Origin of the sequence: Campylobacter sp. RM12640 (assembly GCF_020137595.1) — a bacterium.
In the GTDB taxonomy this organism is placed as follows: domain Bacteria; phylum Campylobacterota; class Campylobacteria; order Campylobacterales; family Campylobacteraceae; genus Campylobacter_E.
Genome location: NZ_JACGAU010000013.1, coordinates 1 through 19428 on the forward strand (window position 1 = coordinate 1; position 19428 = coordinate 19428).

Annotated in this window: 26 protein-coding genes; 2 read left to right on the top strand and 24 right to left on the bottom strand. The window is 31.8% G+C overall.

The genetic code is table 11. The annotated features are described in order from the left end of the window. Positions 1 to 572: 572 nt before the first annotated feature. Positions 573 to 791: an XRE family transcriptional regulator gene (locus tag AVBRAN12640_RS06045; RefSeq protein ID WP_214117584.1), complete on the bottom strand. Its 219-nt coding sequence runs from the start codon at positions 789 to 791 to the stop codon at positions 573 to 575. Positions 792 to 1084: 293 nt separating this feature from the next. On the opposite strand from AVBRAN12640_RS06045, the gene AVBRAN12640_RS06050 reads away from it, so the two are divergent. Next, complete coding sequence (locus tag AVBRAN12640_RS06050) at positions 1085 to 1414, top strand: hypothetical protein (RefSeq protein WP_336608563.1); 330 nt, start codon at positions 1085 to 1087, stop codon at positions 1412 to 1414. A 453-nt stretch (positions 1415 to 1867) separates the two neighbouring features. Here AVBRAN12640_RS06050 and AVBRAN12640_RS06055 read toward each other — a convergent pair whose 3' ends face one another. Next, on the bottom strand, positions 1868 to 2764 hold the full coding sequence (locus AVBRAN12640_RS06055; protein ID WP_336608564.1) for a Rha family transcriptional regulator: 897 nt from the start codon (positions 2762 to 2764) through the stop codon (positions 1868 to 1870). Positions 2765 to 3162: 398 nt separating this feature from the next. Between AVBRAN12640_RS06055 and AVBRAN12640_RS06060 the strand changes: the two genes are divergently transcribed. Continuing rightward, complete coding sequence (locus AVBRAN12640_RS06060) at positions 3163 to 3378, top strand: hypothetical protein (RefSeq protein WP_336608940.1); 216 nt, start codon at positions 3163 to 3165, stop codon at positions 3376 to 3378. Positions 3379 to 3435: 57 nt separating this feature from the next. On the opposite strand, the gene AVBRAN12640_RS06065 is transcribed toward AVBRAN12640_RS06060, so the two are convergent. The 22 genes from AVBRAN12640_RS06065 to AVBRAN12640_RS06170 form a co-directional block, all read right to left on the bottom strand. Next, positions 3436 to 3960, bottom strand: a complete 525-nt coding sequence (locus AVBRAN12640_RS06065; protein WP_336608906.1) for a hypothetical protein — start codon at positions 3958 to 3960, stop codon at positions 3436 to 3438. Then, positions 3957 to 4343, bottom strand: coding sequence for a hypothetical protein (locus AVBRAN12640_RS06070; RefSeq protein WP_336608907.1), 387 nt, complete (start codon positions 4341 to 4343; stop codon positions 3957 to 3959). Before AVBRAN12640_RS06070 ends, AVBRAN12640_RS06065 begins: the two co-directional genes overlap by 4 nt. Before the next feature lie 8 nt (positions 4344 to 4351). Next, positions 4352 to 6838, bottom strand: a complete 2487-nt coding sequence (locus AVBRAN12640_RS06075) for a phage tail tape measure protein (protein ID WP_336608908.1) — start codon at positions 6836 to 6838, stop codon at positions 4352 to 4354. Between the two features lie 106 nt (positions 6839 to 6944). Next, entirely contained in the window at positions 6945 to 7241 is a 297-nt protein-coding gene (locus AVBRAN12640_RS06080; protein WP_336608909.1) for a hypothetical protein, read from the bottom strand. Between the two features lie 9 nt (positions 7242 to 7250). After that, on the bottom strand, positions 7251 to 7751 hold the full coding sequence (locus AVBRAN12640_RS06085) for a phage major tail tube protein (RefSeq protein WP_214117590.1): 501 nt from the start codon (positions 7749 to 7751) through the stop codon (positions 7251 to 7253). Positions 7752 to 7761: 10 nt separating this feature from the next. Further along, positions 7762 to 8202 (bottom strand): DUF5675 family protein, encoded by a 441-nt coding sequence (locus AVBRAN12640_RS06090; protein ID WP_336608910.1) that lies wholly within the window; start codon positions 8200 to 8202, stop codon positions 7762 to 7764. Beyond that, complete coding sequence (locus AVBRAN12640_RS06095; RefSeq protein ID WP_336612973.1) at positions 8199 to 9314, bottom strand: hypothetical protein; 1116 nt, start codon at positions 9312 to 9314, stop codon at positions 8199 to 8201. Before AVBRAN12640_RS06095 ends, AVBRAN12640_RS06090 begins: the two co-directional genes overlap by 4 nt. Before the next feature lie 12 nt (positions 9315 to 9326). Then, positions 9327 to 9530 (bottom strand): hypothetical protein, encoded by a 204-nt coding sequence (locus tag AVBRAN12640_RS06100; protein WP_214117593.1) that lies wholly within the window; start codon positions 9528 to 9530, stop codon positions 9327 to 9329. Next, positions 9527 to 10021, bottom strand: coding sequence for a hypothetical protein (locus AVBRAN12640_RS06105; RefSeq protein ID WP_336608912.1), 495 nt, complete (start codon positions 10019 to 10021; stop codon positions 9527 to 9529). The genes AVBRAN12640_RS06100 and AVBRAN12640_RS06105 overlap by 4 nt, the downstream gene beginning before the upstream one ends. Then, positions 10018 to 10449, bottom strand: coding sequence for a hypothetical protein (locus tag AVBRAN12640_RS06110; RefSeq protein ID WP_336608913.1), 432 nt, complete (start codon positions 10447 to 10449; stop codon positions 10018 to 10020). Before AVBRAN12640_RS06110 ends, AVBRAN12640_RS06105 begins: the two co-directional genes overlap by 4 nt. Further along, on the bottom strand, positions 10446 to 10742 hold the full coding sequence (locus AVBRAN12640_RS06115) for a hypothetical protein (protein ID WP_336608914.1): 297 nt from the start codon (positions 10740 to 10742) through the stop codon (positions 10446 to 10448). Before AVBRAN12640_RS06115 ends, AVBRAN12640_RS06110 begins: the two co-directional genes overlap by 4 nt. Next, the gene (locus AVBRAN12640_RS06120; RefSeq protein ID WP_336608915.1) at positions 10742 to 11020 is read right to left on the bottom strand and encodes a DUF7210 family protein; all 279 of its coding nucleotides are present in this window, start codon (positions 11018 to 11020) and stop codon (positions 10742 to 10744) included. The genes AVBRAN12640_RS06115 and AVBRAN12640_RS06120 overlap by 1 nt, the downstream gene beginning before the upstream one ends. Positions 11021 to 11031: 11 nt before the next feature. Further along, the gene (locus AVBRAN12640_RS06125; protein ID WP_336608916.1) at positions 11032 to 12825 is read right to left on the bottom strand and encodes a phage major capsid protein; all 1794 of its coding nucleotides are present in this window, start codon (positions 12823 to 12825) and stop codon (positions 11032 to 11034) included. Beyond that, positions 12822 to 14201, bottom strand: a complete 1380-nt coding sequence (locus AVBRAN12640_RS06130) for a phage portal protein (protein WP_336608917.1) — start codon at positions 14199 to 14201, stop codon at positions 12822 to 12824. Before AVBRAN12640_RS06130 ends, AVBRAN12640_RS06125 begins: the two co-directional genes overlap by 4 nt. After that, on the bottom strand, positions 14198 to 14419 hold the full coding sequence (locus AVBRAN12640_RS06135) for a hypothetical protein (protein WP_336608918.1): 222 nt from the start codon (positions 14417 to 14419) through the stop codon (positions 14198 to 14200). The genes AVBRAN12640_RS06130 and AVBRAN12640_RS06135 overlap by 4 nt, the downstream gene beginning before the upstream one ends. 186 nt (positions 14420 to 14605) lie before the next feature. Next, positions 14606 to 15067, bottom strand: a complete 462-nt coding sequence (locus AVBRAN12640_RS06140; RefSeq protein ID WP_336608919.1) for a hypothetical protein — start codon at positions 15065 to 15067, stop codon at positions 14606 to 14608. After that, positions 15064 to 15228, bottom strand: a complete 165-nt coding sequence (locus tag AVBRAN12640_RS06145) for a ribbon-helix-helix domain-containing protein (protein WP_214117602.1) — start codon at positions 15226 to 15228, stop codon at positions 15064 to 15066. The genes AVBRAN12640_RS06140 and AVBRAN12640_RS06145 overlap by 4 nt, the downstream gene beginning before the upstream one ends. Next, positions 15225 to 16931: a terminase gpA endonuclease subunit gene (locus AVBRAN12640_RS06150; RefSeq protein WP_336608920.1), complete on the bottom strand. Its 1707-nt coding sequence runs from the start codon at positions 16929 to 16931 to the stop codon at positions 15225 to 15227. Before AVBRAN12640_RS06150 ends, AVBRAN12640_RS06145 begins: the two co-directional genes overlap by 4 nt. After that, positions 16867 to 17496 carry a hypothetical protein gene (locus AVBRAN12640_RS06155; RefSeq protein ID WP_336608921.1) on the bottom strand — a complete coding sequence of 210 codons (630 nt, stop codon included), beginning with the start codon at positions 17494 to 17496 and terminating at the stop codon, positions 16867 to 16869. Before AVBRAN12640_RS06155 ends, AVBRAN12640_RS06150 begins: the two co-directional genes overlap by 65 nt. Further along, entirely contained in the window at positions 17493 to 18092 is a 600-nt protein-coding gene (locus tag AVBRAN12640_RS06160) for a hypothetical protein (RefSeq protein ID WP_336608922.1), read from the bottom strand. The genes AVBRAN12640_RS06155 and AVBRAN12640_RS06160 overlap by 4 nt, the downstream gene beginning before the upstream one ends. Beyond that, complete coding sequence (locus AVBRAN12640_RS06165; RefSeq protein ID WP_336608923.1) at positions 18052 to 19011, bottom strand: hypothetical protein; 960 nt, start codon at positions 19009 to 19011, stop codon at positions 18052 to 18054. The genes AVBRAN12640_RS06160 and AVBRAN12640_RS06165 overlap by 41 nt, the downstream gene beginning before the upstream one ends. Then, on the bottom strand, positions 19008 to 19265 hold the full coding sequence (locus AVBRAN12640_RS06170) for a hypothetical protein (RefSeq protein ID WP_214117607.1): 258 nt from the start codon (positions 19263 to 19265) through the stop codon (positions 19008 to 19010). Before AVBRAN12640_RS06170 ends, AVBRAN12640_RS06165 begins: the two co-directional genes overlap by 4 nt. Positions 19266 to 19428 lie beyond the last annotated feature (163 nt).

The following is a 19428-nucleotide window of genomic DNA, read 5'->3' on the forward strand; positions in this document are numbered from 1 at the left end:
AAAAAAATAAAAATTTTCCTTTCGGTGGGGGGGGGGCGGCGAATTTTTAAAAGTGTAAAAAAAATCTGATGTGGCGAGTTTATAAAATATGCTTTTAAATTAACAAAAACATATCTAAAATCGTTTTAAATATAAAATTAGTATCTTAGTATGTTTTAGTAAAGATTTTTTGATTTTAAGCGTAATTTTGAAAGATTTTAAGAAAGTTGTGAAACTGCACGGCGAGTTTCACTAAATCTCCTTAAGCTTTTGCTAAGCCGTGCTAGTTTATAATTTTGAAGAGTTATTTTTTTAAAGGTGCTTTACTTGAAGTTTTTTAAAGCTTTAAGTAAAGCGATTAGTAAAACGATTAAAACAATATATTCTATCATTCTACACCTCCAAAGCGAAACCCAATTTTAAGTTTTTTCAAACATAAAACTATTAGCTTTTTAACTTAAAGGTAGCGATATTTTACCATATTTTCCTTAAAAAAAATTTAAATAATTAATCGTTTGTTAATTTTTTTGTGGTATGTGGGGTGGCGAATTTAAATTCTTAAAAAAATAAAGAATTTAAATTCAGAATTAGGATTATTTTTTATCAATTTCTAAAAGCTTATCGTTTATTATTTTTTCATACTTCATAGCTTTTTCATAGTAATAAATAAATGCTTCAACCCACGCAGGTGCTTCTTTTCCATCTCTATGCCAACCATAAAGAGTACTTACAGGCAATTTTACAATTTCAGCAAAATCGTTTATTGTTAGTTTTAATTCTTTTAATTTTAATAAAAAATCTTTTTTTGTCATTTCTACTCCTTAAAAAAAAATTATGAAGATAATAGCATTTTTATATATATTTGTCAAATTACAAAATATTTTTTTGTAAATAACAAATAATTAAGTTTAATTTAAGAATATTATGTTACATTTCGCTTATATTTAGTTAAATACAAAATAAAAATAAGTAAATTACTAAATAATTACAAACGAAAGGAGACTAACCAAATGCCATAAAAAAACAAAAAAAAGATTTTAAAACGGATAAAAAACAAGTTGCTTTAAAAAGCCAAAAAAAAATAAAAAAACAAAAAGGATAAATGATGATAGATTTAAATATGAGTTTAGAAGACTTCTTAAACGAAGTTGCAAGGGTTATAGTTAGCGAGTTGAATGATAAAGATTTTAATAACTTGAGCTTAGAAGCACAAACACTTGTCATAGCTTATAGGCAAGATAATTTCAGTGCTTATGAGTTTCAAGAAAAGCACAATCTTTTGCTAAAACACATATTATTTAGAGAACAAATTTCAGAAGATGAGTTCGTAAAGCTTTACGATGATGAAATGTTTTTAGAAGAGATAAGCACTCTTTCTAAAAACACCAACTTAAAAGAGATTTTAATATCTCATTGCAAAAGGCTTTTTGCTTAAGAGCCTTTTAGCCCTTGTTACAGCAAGGGCTTTTATTTTAAGTAAAAATTATAAATAAAAGGATAAAAAATGTAAAACTTGTTAAAATAATAATATTATATAAATTAGATTAGTTTTTATATATATCTAATTAGCTTTAGAAAAGAATGGAAAAAATAAGAATGGTGGAGCTGTGGAGATTTGAAAATATCTATAAAATAAAGGTTTTAAATATGCTAAGGACTAAATAAAGGACACTGACTAATAAAGATTGCACCTGCGTAACACTAAAAATTACTATTTTACAAGGGTTTTAAAAAATATAAAATCAATATAAAAAATAAGTAAAATTATATATAAATATATAAACAAACCACTGAGAACCAAACTATCCCATTTTGCCGAATTTTTACAAAAACACTAGAGACTAAAACTAATTCCAAATCTAAATTCTAATTTAATCAATGGGAGCCATTAGCCCCCATAACTTAATTTTTTATCCCCTTTCCACCTTAACTCAAGTTCCCAACCTGCGATTTGTTCTCCATCTTCAATAACCCATTTATTATAAATAGGCGACCACACGCTATCAGCTCTTTTTATTTTTAGCTCTTCAATATGGTCTGTTAGTCCCCAATATTTAATTTTTTTACCAAGCAAATAATCAATATCACTCTCATATTTTTTAATACAAGCGTGGTGTGCGATTGTTGCTAATTGATTTAAGCACTTTGGCTTATTTGTGCCTAAAATATAAGAAGCTCCACTATTGATTTTAGTAGCTAAGTGTTCGGCGATAAATAAAAAATCATTCTTATTCATAAGCAACCACCCACGCTCTGCCAATGCTTTTTTAAGCTCTTGGCTTGGCTTGTCATAGTCAATCTTGCTTTTATGTTCTAGTTCACACTCTAAAACCTTGAGCTTTAACTCATACTTTTCTTTTTGTTGTGCTAATTGTGATTTATAACCTAAGGCAACTCGCTTATTTCTGCGTTCTAGGTTTGAGATTAGCTTATTACTACTTTCAAGCTCTTTATTTTTTAGCATTTGCTCCATTTTGTTAAACGCATTAATATAATCAATCTTAAAGCGATAAGCTTTTTCTCCAGTAAAACCCATTACAAGCATAACAAACCCATCACGAGTTATATTGTAAGCTTTTAATTTTCTTCCCGTGCTGTCGGTGTATTCACTCGGCTCAAAATTGAGCTGAGTGAAATTATCCTTTGGGAATTCATTAATTTTGCGTATAATGTTTTTGTGGTTTTTATTGAATATTTTAGCCACGCTTAAAGAGGTAGTCGTTACTTGGTCGTTGGCTACCTCAAACTCTACATTCTGCCCGTTTATAACAACTAAATCTGTCATTTTCTTTCTCCTTTACTGCTAATTTTTAATGCTACATATACAAGTAATAAAACTTGTAAAACTTCTAAAAATTCTATCATTTTTAACTCCTTTTGATATAATATGAGTTAGCATAATGTTAAGCTATGTATGGGGCAACCTGCCCCCTTATCGCTTTGCTATGTAAGTGCTTTAAACCATAGTAAAATGATTTGCGAGATTACATAAATCAAGGTTGCGAGTTTGATTAAAAAATCTAGCTTTTTCATTATGCTTACTCCTTTCATAGTTTTGTTTTTTAGTAATCTACTAAAAAAACATCGTAATATTATCATACTTTACTAAAAATGTCAAGGCTTTTTATGTTATTTACTAAAAAATAATATAATTTTTTTAATTATTTACTAAAAAGGACTTTAATGACAAGATTAGAATTTGACAAAAAGATTAAAGAATTAGGACTTAGCAGAAAAGACTTCGCAGAAATTGCAAATGTTAGTTACACGGGCATTTCTACTAATTGGAAAGATGATAAAGAAATCCCATCGTGGGTAGAACCATTTTTGTATTATTATGAAAAGGGCTTAAAACTTGATGAGTTGTTAGCTATTATTGAAAAATATAGGGGGCAATAAGCCCTTAAAATACATAAAATAAATTCTACTAAATAAACGAAATTCCGAATTTAAATTCTATTTCTTTTTTAACTCTTCGGCAAATATTTCATCTGCTATCTCTGTGGTTGCTTCTTCTTCTAACAATTCTTTTATAGTTTTCTTTGATTTTTTCAAATATTCATCTTTGCCTTTTTTTATCCTACCAAAAAAATCAGGAGCTTTTTTAATCGCAATTGGGTCGTAAGGCAACACTCCTTCTCTGTCAATTGTAATTACTTTAACTCCTAACTTTTCATTTATATCAATTTTCTTTACTCCTAGCTTTTTGTCAATATATTCTGTTTTATTACCTTTCAAGTCATCAATACCAATTTTAGCTCTTGCTGTCGCACTAATTTTTATCTTTAGCTCGTTTGGTTTTGCTCTGTATGTTTTCATAACGCTTGATTTGTTTAAAATCTTTTTGTCTATACCTGTTTTCTTTACCATATTGTTTATGGTATCTTTTTTTACTTTTGTAATAGTTCTATTTAGTGCATTTTTTATCTCTTTATTTGCTTGTTTTTCTATGTCTTTTATATTTTTAATCCCTGTAATCATTCGCTATCCTTATTGATTAAATACCCTGTAATTTTTACGCTTTTTGCGTGATACATACTGCTTTTTGGCTCTGCCCCACGAGTAAAAAGCTCAGGGCTGTCTGTTTTACTCGTAATGAATATTTTGCAATCTAAAAAGTCATCAAAACACACAAAATCCACAACCTTTTTAGTTTTTACAATCTCATCAAGTTTATTTAAAATATCTAGCCTATCTTCTACCAAATAAGCATTAAAACTTATTTCTTCAGTATATCCACCCACGCATTGATAAAATGTATTAGCAATACCTTCTACTTTATTTATCTTAGGCGTTAAAGTTCGCTTTATACCATCAATTCCATCTTTAATATAAAGCTCTATATCATCAATCATAATTACCATTTTTGCTCCTACATATCAGCAAAGCTATAGTTTTGTGTTTGCACTATTGCTGCTATTTCTTGTGCTGTTTCTTGCCTATCTATATAAATATTTACTTGTTTATTATCAGTTATGCTTTTTTGCTTGTTTTGATTGTTTATCACTTGTTCTTGTTTAGCTTTATCATATTCTGCGTTTAGTTTTATTAGCTCATTTACTTGTGTATTTTTGATGACTTTTTGCTCATCATCTCCCCACAAACCAAAACCAGTGCTAAAAGCTTTTTTAGTGCTATCCCACGCGTCGCTTATACTATCGCCGATACTTCCTGTGATTTCACTCGCTTTATCAATTAGTCCTACTGTATAATCATAAGCTTTATGTATCCAATCAATAAGCTCTTTTATAATATCTATAACCCAAACCACAGGCGTAGCAATTAATTTAAATGCACTAGCTAATCCTTGCCCGAAACGCTCACCTGCACTTTTCGCACTCTCTAATTGTTCGCTTGAATGCTCTGTTTGTGTAGTAAAAAAGCTAAAAAATGCTTTTATCTTATCCCATACCCAGCTAATAGCTGAGCCTATTACGTTAAAAGTAGGTGTTAAGCTCTCGGTAATCGGAGCAAATGCACTCACAAAGCCATCATAAACACCTACAAAAAAGGATTTTATAATATCCCAATTTTTCCATACAGCCACGCCAACGGCTGCAATAGCTGCAATTATAAGCCCTATGGGATTAGTAAGACATGCAACCCTTAAAACATTAAAAGCTCCTAAAATCACATTAATAGCACCGCTACCAACACTTGCTATTAGCTTTGGAATAGCTAAAAATGAGCTTTTTATAAAGGCTAATGGATTAAAGCTAGTAACTGCTTTAAAAAGTCTGCTCGGCATACTTGCTAGATTTAGCGTTGCACTTTTTGTAATATTTGCGAATGCTTTGCTTTGTGATCTAACTAAATGCTCTGCTCCAACTGCATAAGTAAATAAAGAGTTTCTAACATTTTTTACTAAGCTTGTTGCTGTGAGTTTTTTATTAAATGCTCCAGTAAGCATAGTGGCTAATTTTATTCTTTGATTAAATGCAGTAATCGGCAAAACTATTAATTTAAAGATATTTTTTCCACTCTCAATTGCAAACAATGCACTTTTATAAGCAACTAAGGCACTAACACCACCAACGATTACTTGAGTTAGCGTTTGATGATTAGCTATAAAATCACTCGTAAGCTGAACTCCTTTTGTAAAATAATCTAATAGAGTGCTAACAGTAGGTAAAAGTGCATTACCGATATTTTGCCATAAGTCAGTAATACTATTATTAAAAACTTTAAGCTGATTATTAAAGCCTTGTTGTGCTGCTTCAACTTCGCCATCAAGCTTACTACTAGCATTTATATCGTTCATTTTCTTTTTAGCTTCAGTATAAATATCCATATTTTGAGCTAGTTTCAGCAAAGCTGTGCTCTCTTTAGCACCTACAAGACTTGTTAAAAGTTGCTTTTGCGTATGGCTGTCATACTTATTTATCATTTTCATAAATGCTTGAAGCGTAACATCTGCATTTTGCTTAAGTGCATTAGCAAAGTCTTGTGGGTCTATTCCCATTTGTAAAAGTGCATTATTATCACCTTTTGCAAAGCTTTCATAAAGCTTTTCTATTGCTTTTTCGCTCTCGTTTGCCCCAACTCCTAAGCTGTTTAATGCTCCGCTAAGTGCGGCGGTTTGTTCTAAACTAAATCCGATTTGCTTACCACTTTCACCTAATTTATCAAGCGTATTTAATATCGCTTGTGGATTGGTTTGTAAACTCTCGCCCATAGTGTGAATTGCACCAGCTAGAGTGTTTATCTCATCAGCTTTTAACCCCATTTGGCTAAGCTTTCCCGTGAGCTCTGCTACTTTTGTGCTATCAAGCCCAAAACCAATAGCGATTTTATTTGCTAGTGTTGTCATTTCATTTAGATTACTAGCATTTACGCCGTTTTGGATAAGTGATTGGCTCATTGATATTAGTTCGCTTGTTGCCGTTGGTGTAGTTCTTGCTAGTTCTTTAATAGCGTTTTCATAGGCTTTTGCCTGCTCTTGGCTTAGTGAAAGTGGGTTTTTGATACTATTAATGCCTTCTTCAAAACTTGCAGCAGCACTTACATATTTTCCAAATGTATTTTTAAGAGTATAAAAGCCAGCAAAGGCTTTCGCACCATTTTCTACAATAGAATTAAAGGCTTCTTTAGTATCAACTACTAACTTTTGTTTTAATGCTAACTTTAAGTTATCTCCTAGCTCTTTTATTTTTGCTTGAGCTTTATTAATATCCAAATCAGCACTTTGTGAGATTTTTGTAGCTAGTTCTTCTTGAGCTTTTTTGTATTGCTCGTAACCATCAAGAATTAAATTATTATATTTAGTGCCTAATGTTTCGCTTTCTTTGCTAATACGCTCAAATGCTTTACTCCAAGCGTTGATGCCAACTCCAAATTCTAAGACTTTTTCTTGTGCCACTAACCACCCCTTTTAATGATTTTCACAGCTTCGCTCATATAAAACTTGATTTCGCTAAAAGTCATTTTTTCACAATCTTTTAGCGAAGTGTTGAAGGTCCTACTGATTACGCAATAGGACCTAGCGAGTTTTTTGCAATTTTTTCTAATACACCTTCGGGGACATTTAATGTATTGTAAGCATCTAATAACTCCATCTGCAACGATGAAGGCATTGCGTTATAATCTTCTTCTGTAATAAGTTCATCACTGGCGTAATATAAACCTAAAGCTAATCCCTTATGCTTATCTTTTTTCATTTCAATTTCGACAGCTCTCATTTTCTGAACTGAAAGCTCTTTTAAAGTTATTTTAAACTCACCTCTAACAACTTCTTTGCTCTTATATAAAGTACTAAAATCCATTTCTTCTCCTTAAATATTACTTCTAATTTCTGCGTAAATATCTGTAATGCCGTCTGGCATTAATATCTCATTATCTACATCATATAAAAATGCTGGAGTTAAATTGATAAGCTCTGTATATGCATAGCAACTTAACTCAATCTCTACTTTAATCTCTTCTTCCATTGCGATTTTTGGTGGTGTGATTTTTTTAATCTTGCCATTTGCCACAATTTTATAACTAGTGTTTTTGTCGTTATCACTTATATTATTTTCAAGTACAATCAGTGTTCTTTTTAGACTTGGATTAAACGCTAATTTAAACATAGCATTATCAACTGCATTTACAACTACTTTTAAGCTTTGTGGCTTTAGGGTTGGCAAAACTATTTCTTTTTTGCCTATACTAGCAGCTACTTCTTTTGTTATAAATTCATGCTCTGGCAAATCTGCTTCTACTAAAGCACCTTTACATTTAATGCCATTTAAGGTTAAACTTGCACCTGTTAGTGCTTGTGGTTCTATTCTCATTTATTCTCCTTTAAATAATTTCTACTTTAAATACAACGACTGGTAAGCCATTTTCATCGTTTTGTGGTTTTGGATTTGGAAAAAAACTCATAAACTCATTAAACGCATCACGACTTTGCCAAACGCCTTTTTTATCTCTTCTTCTGCCTGGTAATAAACACCCAGCCGTATCTTCATCGGTATTGCCTGTGTGAATTAAAATAAGTCTTGCTAGTGGCACATTTTCATTCCATAAAATCGGAACAATTTTGCCACTTGGTCTTCTAAACCAAGAAGCATTATAAACACCAGGTAAAATAGGTTTATCAAGCCCACTTTTGATAGTAGGCTCTCCTGGTGGCTCACAACCAAAACACTCAAACAAGCTCTCGTTATTTTCTGCTCTTAAATCCCACACGCTAAGGGTTGCTTGTGGGGTTCTTAAATCTCTATGAACGATTAGCTTTTTCATGATGCAGCCTTTTGTATATTTTCAATAATAACGCCAAGATGCCCTGTAACTCTGTTTACATACGCATAGATTTTCTTATCCACTGGACGCTCTTGTACGTCAAAATCTATACTTATCTCACATCCTGCTAAACTCGTTTCTGTGTTTTTAGTTAAATCAATACTGATTTTTCCATAGGCAATAACTTTATTTGCAATTAATCTATTGTTAAAATCAGTTATGCCTGCAAAAACAGTGCTAAATAGCTCTAAATCTTCATCATTTACTTTTTTAAGTATTTTTTTAATCTCTCTTGCATATTCATTGATGATAATACCTGTTCTAATATCTGCGAAATCATCTTCAAGTTTTTGAATTTTGCATTCACAACCCCAAATCTTAAAGCCATCATCACTTACTACCATCGTAATATAATTAGCTCTTAGCCTATCAGCTGTGGTGTCTTCACCTTCAAGATATGTAGCGATTGTATTTATTGCTGTAATGCCTTTTAGGTACTTACTTGATAAGCTTTTGCCAAAAGCGTAAGGCTCACTTGCTAATAACTCGCTATATCTAGCTAGTAAAAATGCTTTCAATGGGCGAATACCACCACCAATTCTTGTTATTAATTGATAAGAGATTATCGCTTGTTGCACTGGGTAATTTTCAGTCTTTGTTAAAATCGCACTTTCTGTATTTTCGCTTAGTTGATGAAAGAAAATAAAGCCCATTTTCACTGCGTTTTGATGAAGTTTAAAATAAGTATCATCACTATCTAAATCACATAAAACCCAAAACGCTCTAATTTTTAAGGCATTTTCGCAATCATTTAGCTTATCAATCGCATCTAAGCAATTTTGCGTAGTGTTTAATGTATCATCGTGATATGTGATAATAGCTATTTGTGAGCTAAAATTAGCAGCCTTTAAGTCGTTTAAATATTCCGTATCTTTTAGCTTTAGCTCTGTTAGGTCTTGCTCTAAATTAATTAAATCATCATATAAATAATAATTAATGCCTACATTTTCGCTCGCTAAAATTAGCACCGTTGGTCTTGCGTTATCAATTTTAACTAAAGGAACGCCTTTGTTCTTTTTAATAACTGTTGTTCCAAAACTTCCTACTGACATTTTTTCTCCTTTTTATATAATTGAATATTTTCCAGCACTTGAGCCACTGGTAATATCTGCTTTAGCGTTAGCTTTAATTTCAGCTACTACCCCACTAGCGATTGCATCTATAAACTCTTTATTAAATGCTTTATGATTTGCTCCACCTTTAACTTGTTTATATCCAGCATTACCAAGAGCATTACATATAGCTTCGCTCATAGCTTCTTTAGTCATTTTGCACTCCTTGTATTACTTGAGCCATCACCGTGTGGTGCACCTGTGAAATGACAAATGCTTTGGCAAGTAATAACCCCAGTTCCACCAAGCCCTAAATCAACTGAAGGGCTATCAACCTTAACAGTATTTGCTTTTACATTACAATCTACGCAAGTAATGTTTATAGTTTTTACTACGTTGATTTCTAATGTGCTACTTTGTGTGTTATAGCTTAGCTCTGTGCCATCTTCATAAGTGATTTTGTGTGTAAATTCATCGCCGTTACTTGGATAATCAGCGTTAAAAAAACTTGCAATTGCATACATAAAGCCACCATCTAATTCAATTATGCTTACTTGCTCTCCGACTCTAGCTGGTGTGTAGATTTTCACATAAGAATTAGCCACTTGTTTATAAGGCATAAAATCGCTTATTGTTCCTTGATAATCAACTTTAACCAAGCTTTTTTCGTAGTTTACTTCTACGATTTTTCCTAAATAAGCCTTCATATCGCAAAATGCTCCGTTGAATACTTAAGCTCACATTTAATAGACATTTTAAAAGCTTCTTTATTCGTAAGTTCTATATGTTCTCGTTCAATACTTTTAATGCCTTTTATCATCGCCCCTAACTCTGCACTTTTAAGCATTTGCAAGATATTAAATACAAGTTCATTACATTTAGTATAAGAACTATCAAACACGCTAATATCTAAATCTATTATGTGAAAATACTGCTCAACATTTGCACTTATGCTATCGCTCTTGTCTGTTATGATGCATAGTGGAAACTCATCGCTACTTTTGATACTTAATGCAAATAATGAAGTATTTTTAATCAGCTTTTCTAAAACTGATTTTAAATTCAGCATTATTTCATTGATTTTAATAGCTGGTGCTTGTAGCTCTTCGCTTATAAATTGCTCTGTAATCTTCATAATGTTGCTTTCTTTATTGCTTCTCTTAGATAAAATCTATTATTAACTTCGGCGTATATTTCTTTTTTGATTACTTCATATACGCTTTTGTTAATTGTGATTTCATCACCTACGCATACATAATCACTTGAGCTTTTTAAAGCTATTATTGAAGTTTTAACTTCACTTAGCTCATCGTAATTTAGCAACCTATTTGAAAAATTAGCGTAAAAATTGCCCTTAGAATGGGCTACTTCTACGCCGTTTTTTAAAACTCTAGCTAAATCACGCTCAAGTGTTTTGTGTATTTTCATTACTTGCCTTTTTTATCTGCCTTCTGTTCTTCAGGCTTTGGCTCTTCGTTTGGCTCATCTGCCTTTTGTTCTTCACCTAAATCGCTAGGCTCATCTGCTTTTGGCTCAGTTTGTTTTTTGCTTTCTTTTTTAGCTTGTTTAGTTGTTTCATTAAGCTCTTTAATGTAATTTGCCCTTAATAATTGCTTGGCATCTTGTTCGCTAAGCTCTATATTGTCACCTACTGGGTAGGTCTTTTTCTCGTAATAAAAGCTAACTAATACTTCATATTTTTTCATTTTTTATCTCCTTAAATTGCGGTGTTTTGTGCTAGACAAAATGCTTTTTCATTTAACACGCCCATTCCTACATCATAAAACGCCTCTAAGATATAAAGTCCTGCAGGTTGTGGCAACATTGACATTCTTAGATTTCCAAATGTTGCAAGTGCTAGATTGCTAAAATCACCAAACACCATATCTCCTTTTTTGAGCGTTTGACAATGTGAGATTTTATTGCCTGCTAAGGTGTTATCTTTATCTATTAGATAAATACCTGTGTTTGATGATTTTTCTGTAGTTCTTAAGATATTTATATCTGTTTTATTTGCGTAAAACTCTGTATTGCTTGGGTCATAATTAGCACTTATTAAAGCGTTTTCAAAATCAAGAGTTTTAGCAAATGTAGGAGCTTTCATGTAATTATCGTTTCTAGCTATGCCATTTGTAGCAAAAAGCCCTGCGAACTTCCCAACTTCGCCATAACCTTCATATAAAGCCATGTTTTCAAACTTAGCTTTAAATGCTCTTACGCTCTCTCTCCAAACAATGCTTTCAAGGTCAAAATCGCACATATATAGCATTTGATGAGTAAGTTTTACTGTAATTCTAAGTGTTACAGGACTTATTTTTAATACATCAAAATCTAGATTTTGACTTGCTTGTTCTGTTCCGTAAGCAACTTTTTCAGCTGTTAGCGTTGATAAATCTTTTGGGATTACGATTTCATTTGTAAGACCTGCAAACATACGACATTTATTTAAAATATCGCTTTCTATTCTCATTTGTTCTACCAATAAATCAGCTCTAAACTCATCGTGTGTTGCACCTTTTAAGTTGTCGTTTAAATAGCCATTAAACGGATTTGCAAACTGATGACCGAATGATTTTGGTAGTTCTAACATTGTGTTTGTTTTTTGATATTCACTTAGATTAAATCTTAAATCACTACTCTTAATCACTCCAGCTTGTAGCTTTAATGCTTGTGCTAATGAAAAATTACTATCACTCATACAATTTCTTGCCCCTTTCGTGCTAAATGTTTTAATTTCTCTTTGTTGGCTTAATAAAAGCTCATCTTTAAACTCTGCAAGACTTTTGCCTTTAGCAATAAATTCGCTCGCTAACTCGCTTTTGCCAAACAACGCTCCAGCTCTTGCGATTTCTTGCTGCTCTGCTAATCTTGCACTAAGCTTTTTTGATTTAAGCTCTTTTTTGTCTTCATCTTCTTCTAACTCTTTATCTTCTTCTTGCTCTAGCTCTTCTTCATCCTTTTCTAACTCATCATCTTTTTTGATGTCTTCATCATTTAGTTTTTTATTCATTCTTGTCTCCTTTTTAAATTGATTGATTGTTTTTGCGTTTGGGTCAGCTCCTAGCCACACGGCTGATAATTCATAGATTTCGGCATTTTTTAAAATGATATGCTCTAACTCAACGCCGTTACTTACTTCTGTAATTACTTCATAATCATCAGCTCTAGCACCAACGCTTACACTATCGCTAAGTCCATTTTTAAACTTTAAATATGCCTGATAGCTTTGCTCTACTTCTTTAAAGAACTGAACTTTACATTTAATGCCGTCTTGTTCGTGTTTAGTCTGCGTTATCTTGCCGATAGCATTTTCAAAGCTTGGCTCGTGGTCTAGATAAAGCGTAGTTGCGTTAAACTTAGCCGAACTAATATCTATTGATAAAAAGTATTTTTCATCGCTAAAAAAGTCAGTTCGCTCGTGCTTGTTGTCTTTACTTAAAGCCATAAAACAGATCTCTAGCTTTTCATCATCGTGGCTTAGTGCTTTTGCACTTAGCTTGAAGTCTTTCACTCTTCTTCTCCTTTCTTATTTTGTGTATTATTTTGTGTATTATTTTGTGTAAAATTTTGTGTATTTTTGTCTAAATCTCTTTCCTTAATCAGCTTTATCAATTCTTGTTCTTTTTGCATTTCGCTTAAATGTGTGTCGAGTTCCTTGCCTTTTTCACGCAAGATTTCGCTATAAGTTTTTGTGCCGTTCTTTAATTGAATATCATTTGCCTGTGCGTCTTTGGTTGGGTCAATGCTTTCGTATCCTTGCCCTTTGAAGCTAAAATTAGCTTTTATTAGTTCGTAGTCTTTTAAGCTTATTTGTTCGTTTAAATACTCAATCTCTAGCCATTTTGTAAAAATTACTGAGTGTATTTTTCTAGCTAACTTTTTTTGTAGTCTTTTGTAATTTCTTATATTTATTAATGCACCTTGGCGAATGCTCGAGAAATTAACTTGGCTCATATCTCCTGTGTATGTGGCATAATCAACTTTTAAAGCTTTTGCTGTTTCTTGATTTGCACTTAATAAGAATTGTTGGAGTGATACTGGGTTATATTCTTTTATCATTTCAACATCGACGTTTGATGGAATGAATTGCATTTTTCCACTATCAACTTCTCTAATTAATTGTATCTCTTCATCATCGCCTAGCGTGTCGGCTAATGGATTATCTTTTTCTTTTAAAAAGCCTGTGAGCTTACTTTGCAATTGTGCTCTATCTAATTCAGCTTCTTTTAAGTCAGCACATTGTGTAACATTCAAAATCACTGATACAAATTCACTTATCCCACGATGTGAAAAAGTAGCTTTATCATTTTTCACATAGATAATATTGTTTGAGTTGATTTCAATTGTTTTGCGAGTTATTGGATCTGTGTAGATAAATGATTTTATCTCTTCACAGCTTTCATCTTTGTATTTTATGCTATAAAATAAATCTTTATAATTCGTGTTGGCTGCTAAAAAGTTCTCACTATCAAGTAACTTAATATGAAGCTTATTTTTTATAATCTCGCAATATATAAAGACTTCGCCATCACGAATTAGGTTGCGTAATATTTGCTCTTCTATATCTTCAAAATCAATATCAAGCTCGTATTTAAACCACTTGTTCTGAATAGCTTTGTTTAGCTTTGTATTTGGCGTGGCTACATCTAATACTAGACCTTCATCGCCAAGGATTTGAGCGACCATTGTATTTAAGTAGCCTTGAATGAGCGGGAAATCATTTTCTAAATTTCTTGCTTGTATCCTAACTCGCTCAAAATATGTATCTGTTGGGCGTGGAACATTAAGTCTTGCGAATGTGTTTTGCTTGATAGAATTAGTGTAAATTGACTTACTTAGGTTTGTTTTTGCTTTGCGTTGCTTAGAAAAAAAATTAAATAACTTCATGCAAAAATAAACCTCATCTCTTTAACTTTTAAAGAGTTCGCATAAGTGCTTTTTAATCTTTCAAGCTCAAGCACTAGCTCTGCACTTGATTTTTTGCTAATTACAACGCCATCAATTGTATATGAAGTGATAGGGTCTGCAAGGCTCTCGCTTTGCAAAACTTCATCAATGGCAATGTCAATTAATCTAATTCTTTCTCTTATACGCTCTTTATTCATAGCGTGAGTTTAAAAAATAAAAGGTTGTTATTTGTATTACAAATAAGAATTTATTTAATTTGTAGATAAGGCAATGTTTTTATGTGTTTTTATAATTTAAATGAATGAAGTTGATTTTTAATTTTTTTCACAAATCGGAAACCTGCAGACGCGAACCCCCAACTCTTGAAAAATCACAGGAAGAACCTAAACAATATCTAGCTCACAGTTGCTATCTAACTCTTTATATTTTTCTAATAATTCAAGTTTTAAATCATTTAGTAATACTTCACAAGCTTCTTGCAAGCTTGAATGTTTATGCACTTCTTTATCAAGCTCATAAACTTTTTTCGTAAGTGCTTTATAAGCATCGCTTAATACATTCTCGACTATTGAAGCTTTTATGTATTCTTTTTGTTTTATCTCATAATCAAGTCTTTTTAAATCTGTTTCAGCTTTTGCCTTTTCTGTATCAGCGATTATTTTTGCTATTTTGGGGTCATCGCTATCAAGTATCATTTTATCTTGAATGTGGCGAAAATATTCACTAGCAAGCTCCATATCATAGTCCCCGCACGGACTTATAGGTTTAAATTCTCGTGAATTAATAAAATCATATATAGCTCGTGGTGAAACATTGAAAATCTTAGCTACTTCTCTTACTTTCACTCAAATGCCTTTAAGTATTGCTGTAATGCTTGTCTTATTATGACACTTTGTTTTATATTTCTTTCTTCGCTATATTTAATTAATTTGTATAGTGTTCTATTATCAATACGACAATTTAAGCTATGCATAAATGCTGACTTTTTATTCCTTATCTTCTTCATTGCTTAATCTTCCTTTTCTTTTTGCTTAAAAATGTTTTTATAGCTGCTAGGTTTAGTACACTTAAATCTAATGCTTCATTTCTATCTCTGTCTTTTGTAAATCTTAAATTCTCATCTCCATATTTATTTTTTACAACTTTTAAGCTCTCGGCTGTTAGTTGCTTGAAATACTCATCGCTATAAGTTTTTGCAAAAACAACTCGCTTATTTTCTATCATCGCAAACACTTCGCTTTTGCCTGTAAAAGTGCCGATTTCAATTAATCCTACACCACTTTTAATCGCCTTTACTTTGTTTACCAAAAGCTTTTTATTATTGCTTGTTTCATTCGCTCCTTTAGTGGCAAAATAGCTCTTATGCCTAGCTACGAAGTTATAAACTTCTTCTGTTAGATAGCCACTATCTACAAAACATAGGCTACATTTTAAATACTCGCCAACTTCGCTCATAAAAACACCATTTTGCACTAATTCATGTAACTTGTCCCATACCATTAACTCTCTTGGATTACCTTTGATAATCTTATGCGTAATGTTATAAACTCGCAAATCTTTTAAGTCTTTGTTCGCTCCTGCGAAATTAACTTCAAGCCTATCTTTTTGCACATCCACGCCAGCCACGATAAACGCCACATCACTTGAAAAGCTAAGATTGTCATAATCTCTTTTAAGCTTGATTAAATCACTTTCATTCATCTTGCTTTCTACTTTTGGTGTGTAGGTCCTAGCTAGTGTGGTATTTATAAATACTTGCAAACCTGCTTCGCTTTTACACTTATCTTTATAGTCTTTTATAATGCTTTTTAAACTCACATACTCACTATAAAGTGATGAGAGATGAAACCCTGCCACATCGCTTTCACACTCTTTTATCCACTCACCTTTTTTAATTATTGCAAGGCGTTCTCTTTCGCTTATTTCATATTTACAACTAATGCAAACTAGGCATTCTTTATCTAAATCCACATTCTCCCATTCCAAAACTTGCTTAAACTCACATTTAGGACAAGGCACATAAAAGCGTCTTTTATCACTCTTATCGTATTCGTTTTGTATCTTGCTAGTGCCATGTAAAGTAGGCGTGCTAACTAGCAAAATCTTTGCGTTTGGAAAAGTAATTGTTCTTTTCTCTGCTAGTGCAACGCTATCACCTTCTGCTGTATTAGAGCATCTATCTACTTCATCAACTATTAAAAAGCCAATGGGTTTAGATGCTAATTTGCTAACACTATTTGAACCTACGAAGTTTAAAGAACCGCCCTTAAAATTCTTAATTAATATCGTATCACTTGCATTCTCTCCCATAATCTTCGCCACTTCTTTACAATCTCGTTTAAGTGGTGCGAACCTACGCTTACTAAAATCTTCTGCCATACCTTCATCAGGTAGCATGTAAAGTATCGGCGTTGGATCGTGTGCGATTAGATACGCTAAAGTATTTAAGCACATTTCAGTCTTGCCAAGCTGTGAAGCTAAGTTTAATACTACTCGTTTATGCTCTTTATCACTAATTATAGTTAGTATCTCACGCTGATAACTAGCTGCTTTAAATCTTCCTGGACGAGCACTTCCTTCCGCACTTAAGAAACGATATTTCTCACTCCACGCTAACAAATCCAAGTGTGGCTTAGTAAAAATACTATTCGCAAGTAACGAATAAAGATGCTTCGTATTCTCTAAGTCGTAATTTACGCTTGTAATCATTTATTAGCTCCGCATATTTGTAGTATATAAACTCATTTTCAAAAAACACGATTTTATAACCTTGCCTTATTTCTTCATTGCTTAAGAAATCTTTAAAATCTTTCTTGCTTTGCTCTCTAGCAGTTCTTAGCAATATGCTCTCAATCTCATTAAGATTTGTATATTTACAAGTTGAGTGTAAAACGCTAAAGCTTTCTTTAATAAAGTTTGTTAATTCACTATCTTCATTGAACGCCTTGATTTTTTGCTCTAATAATTGTCTTCTTAGCGAATACGCTTCTCTTAGCTTAACTCTTGTGTAATCACTCTTAAACTCTTCAAATACTAGTAGCTTTAGGCTCGGTATTTTATAAGCAAAATCAGGCGTATAAATACGCTCTACTCTTGTGTTTTTTAATGGTGGCTTTCTTGCGTGATTTTTACTATTGCGTTCTAAAGAATATTTAGTTTCTAAAGTGTCAATAATCTTAATCGGTGCTTGATGAACTAAGTCTTTAATCGCTCCTACGCTTTGCCAACTATCCAAGATTTCAAGGCGTTTTAATTCAGGTTTTGAGCTACTCATACTATGACCTTAACTAGAATATTTTTTAAGTTTTCTTTGCTCTTGCATTCTGCTAAATATTCTTGTTTAGATTTATCATCTCTTAAAAATAATTGTAGTTCTTCGGTGTTCTTTAATATATGCTTATTTCCTTTTTTATCATAAAATAAACAAATAGCATTAAAACATTTGTTTTCAATATGTCTAATTGCTTTTTTATTACTAGACTTCGCTATTTGAATATATTCATCTTTAAGATTTTTAATATTCCAATAGTTGCTAAAATAATCAGCATCAGAATATGCAAAATGTTTTAATCCCTTACGCCTAATTAACTCAGCTAGTGTGTCATCTTCAAACGCAACGCATTGGCAATTAAAGTTAAAAAAACTAGCTACATTTTTAAGAGTATTCAAAGCAGTGTTAAAACTTTCTTCATAATGTAAATCTAATATCTCTGCAATACTAGGTAAAGTTCTACAAGTTACAATAGCTTTATCTACAACACAAGCTAACTCATCATTATCTAAATCCTTTAGCTTATCATAATATAAATCAAATCTTTTAAAATCATCATTAAATGCATTGAATAAGTTTTGTAGTATTTTTATTTTCATAATTATCCTTTCTTAGTTGATTTTTCATTTGTTCATAGTAATTTGTGCCTTCTTCTTTGTCTTTAATTCTTGCTAGTGCTAGTGCTAAATTTTGTTTTTGCTGTGCTTCTAGTCCTGTAAGCTCATTATTCTCTACTTGTCTTTGCAAGTTTGGATGTAGTGCGTAATTATGATTTAAACCAATTTGAGCGTTGCTCTTAAAATAATGGCTCTCGCAAGTTATCCACCCTTTTGCTAAGCATTTATTTATTGCAATAAGTGGGCTTGGGATTTGTTTTAACTCGTTTATTAAATCGCTTATGTAAGCTTCAGTTATCTTGTGCTTTTTGTTACGATTGTTTAAAAACTCATCTAGTTTAGAAATAAACTCATCGCTAGTATTATTTAGCTCGGTTGCTATTCTTTGTGCTTTAAGTTTTAATTGAGATTTATTTTCATTTTGTCCTTTAGTTTTTGTTTGAGAAATTTCATCACAAACAACACTAGCCCCTTTATAAGGGGTTTGGGGTTTTATAAATTCATCTCTTACTCTACTCTTACTCTTATATATATAGGTAGGGTTTGTGTCATTTTGGCAGTCGTTGTGTGCCATTTTGTCAGTTGGCTTGTGACATTTTGTCACTTGCTTTATGCCAAAAAGTCCCTTTAAATTATTTTCAAAATTAGGTTCTAATTGATAAACGACATTGCTTTCATTATGATATAATTTATCATCATTAGCCTTTTTTATTATTAGATTTTTATTTAATAAAACTTCAACATTTCTATAAAATGTCCTTGAAGAAATCTGCAAGGCTTTTATACATTTGTCTAAATTAAACTTGGTTTTGCTTTTTAGTAAAAAATACAATAATTGTTTTTGGGTCTTATTGACTTTTACTAATTCATCAATTTTACTATCAGCTACGCAAAAAGTCATCTTCTCTCCTTTCTAAATTGATAATATTTGGTATCACTAAAAAGTGTGCTTATCTCTGTTAGCTCATTTGCTTTTAGCTCTTCTATGAAGCTATCAAGGTTGTATCTTAAATCCTTATCAAGCTTTAGAATTGTTTTCTTTAGCTCATCTAAAGAAAACTCGCCTTGCAATTTCGCACGCAAATTAGCCATAAACATAGTTCGCTTTTTTTGAGCTTTCAAAAGTTCGTTTGTGTTAAATGTGCCTAGTGTCATTTTTTTTGCACCTTATTTTAAAATATCTTATTTTATACTAAAAAATATATTAATAATAAATATTTTTAGTAAATGATTGTATTATAATGTTTTTTTAATATACTTAAAAGGATATTTTAAGAATAAGATATTAATATTCTTGTAATCGTATTAAGAATTTAAA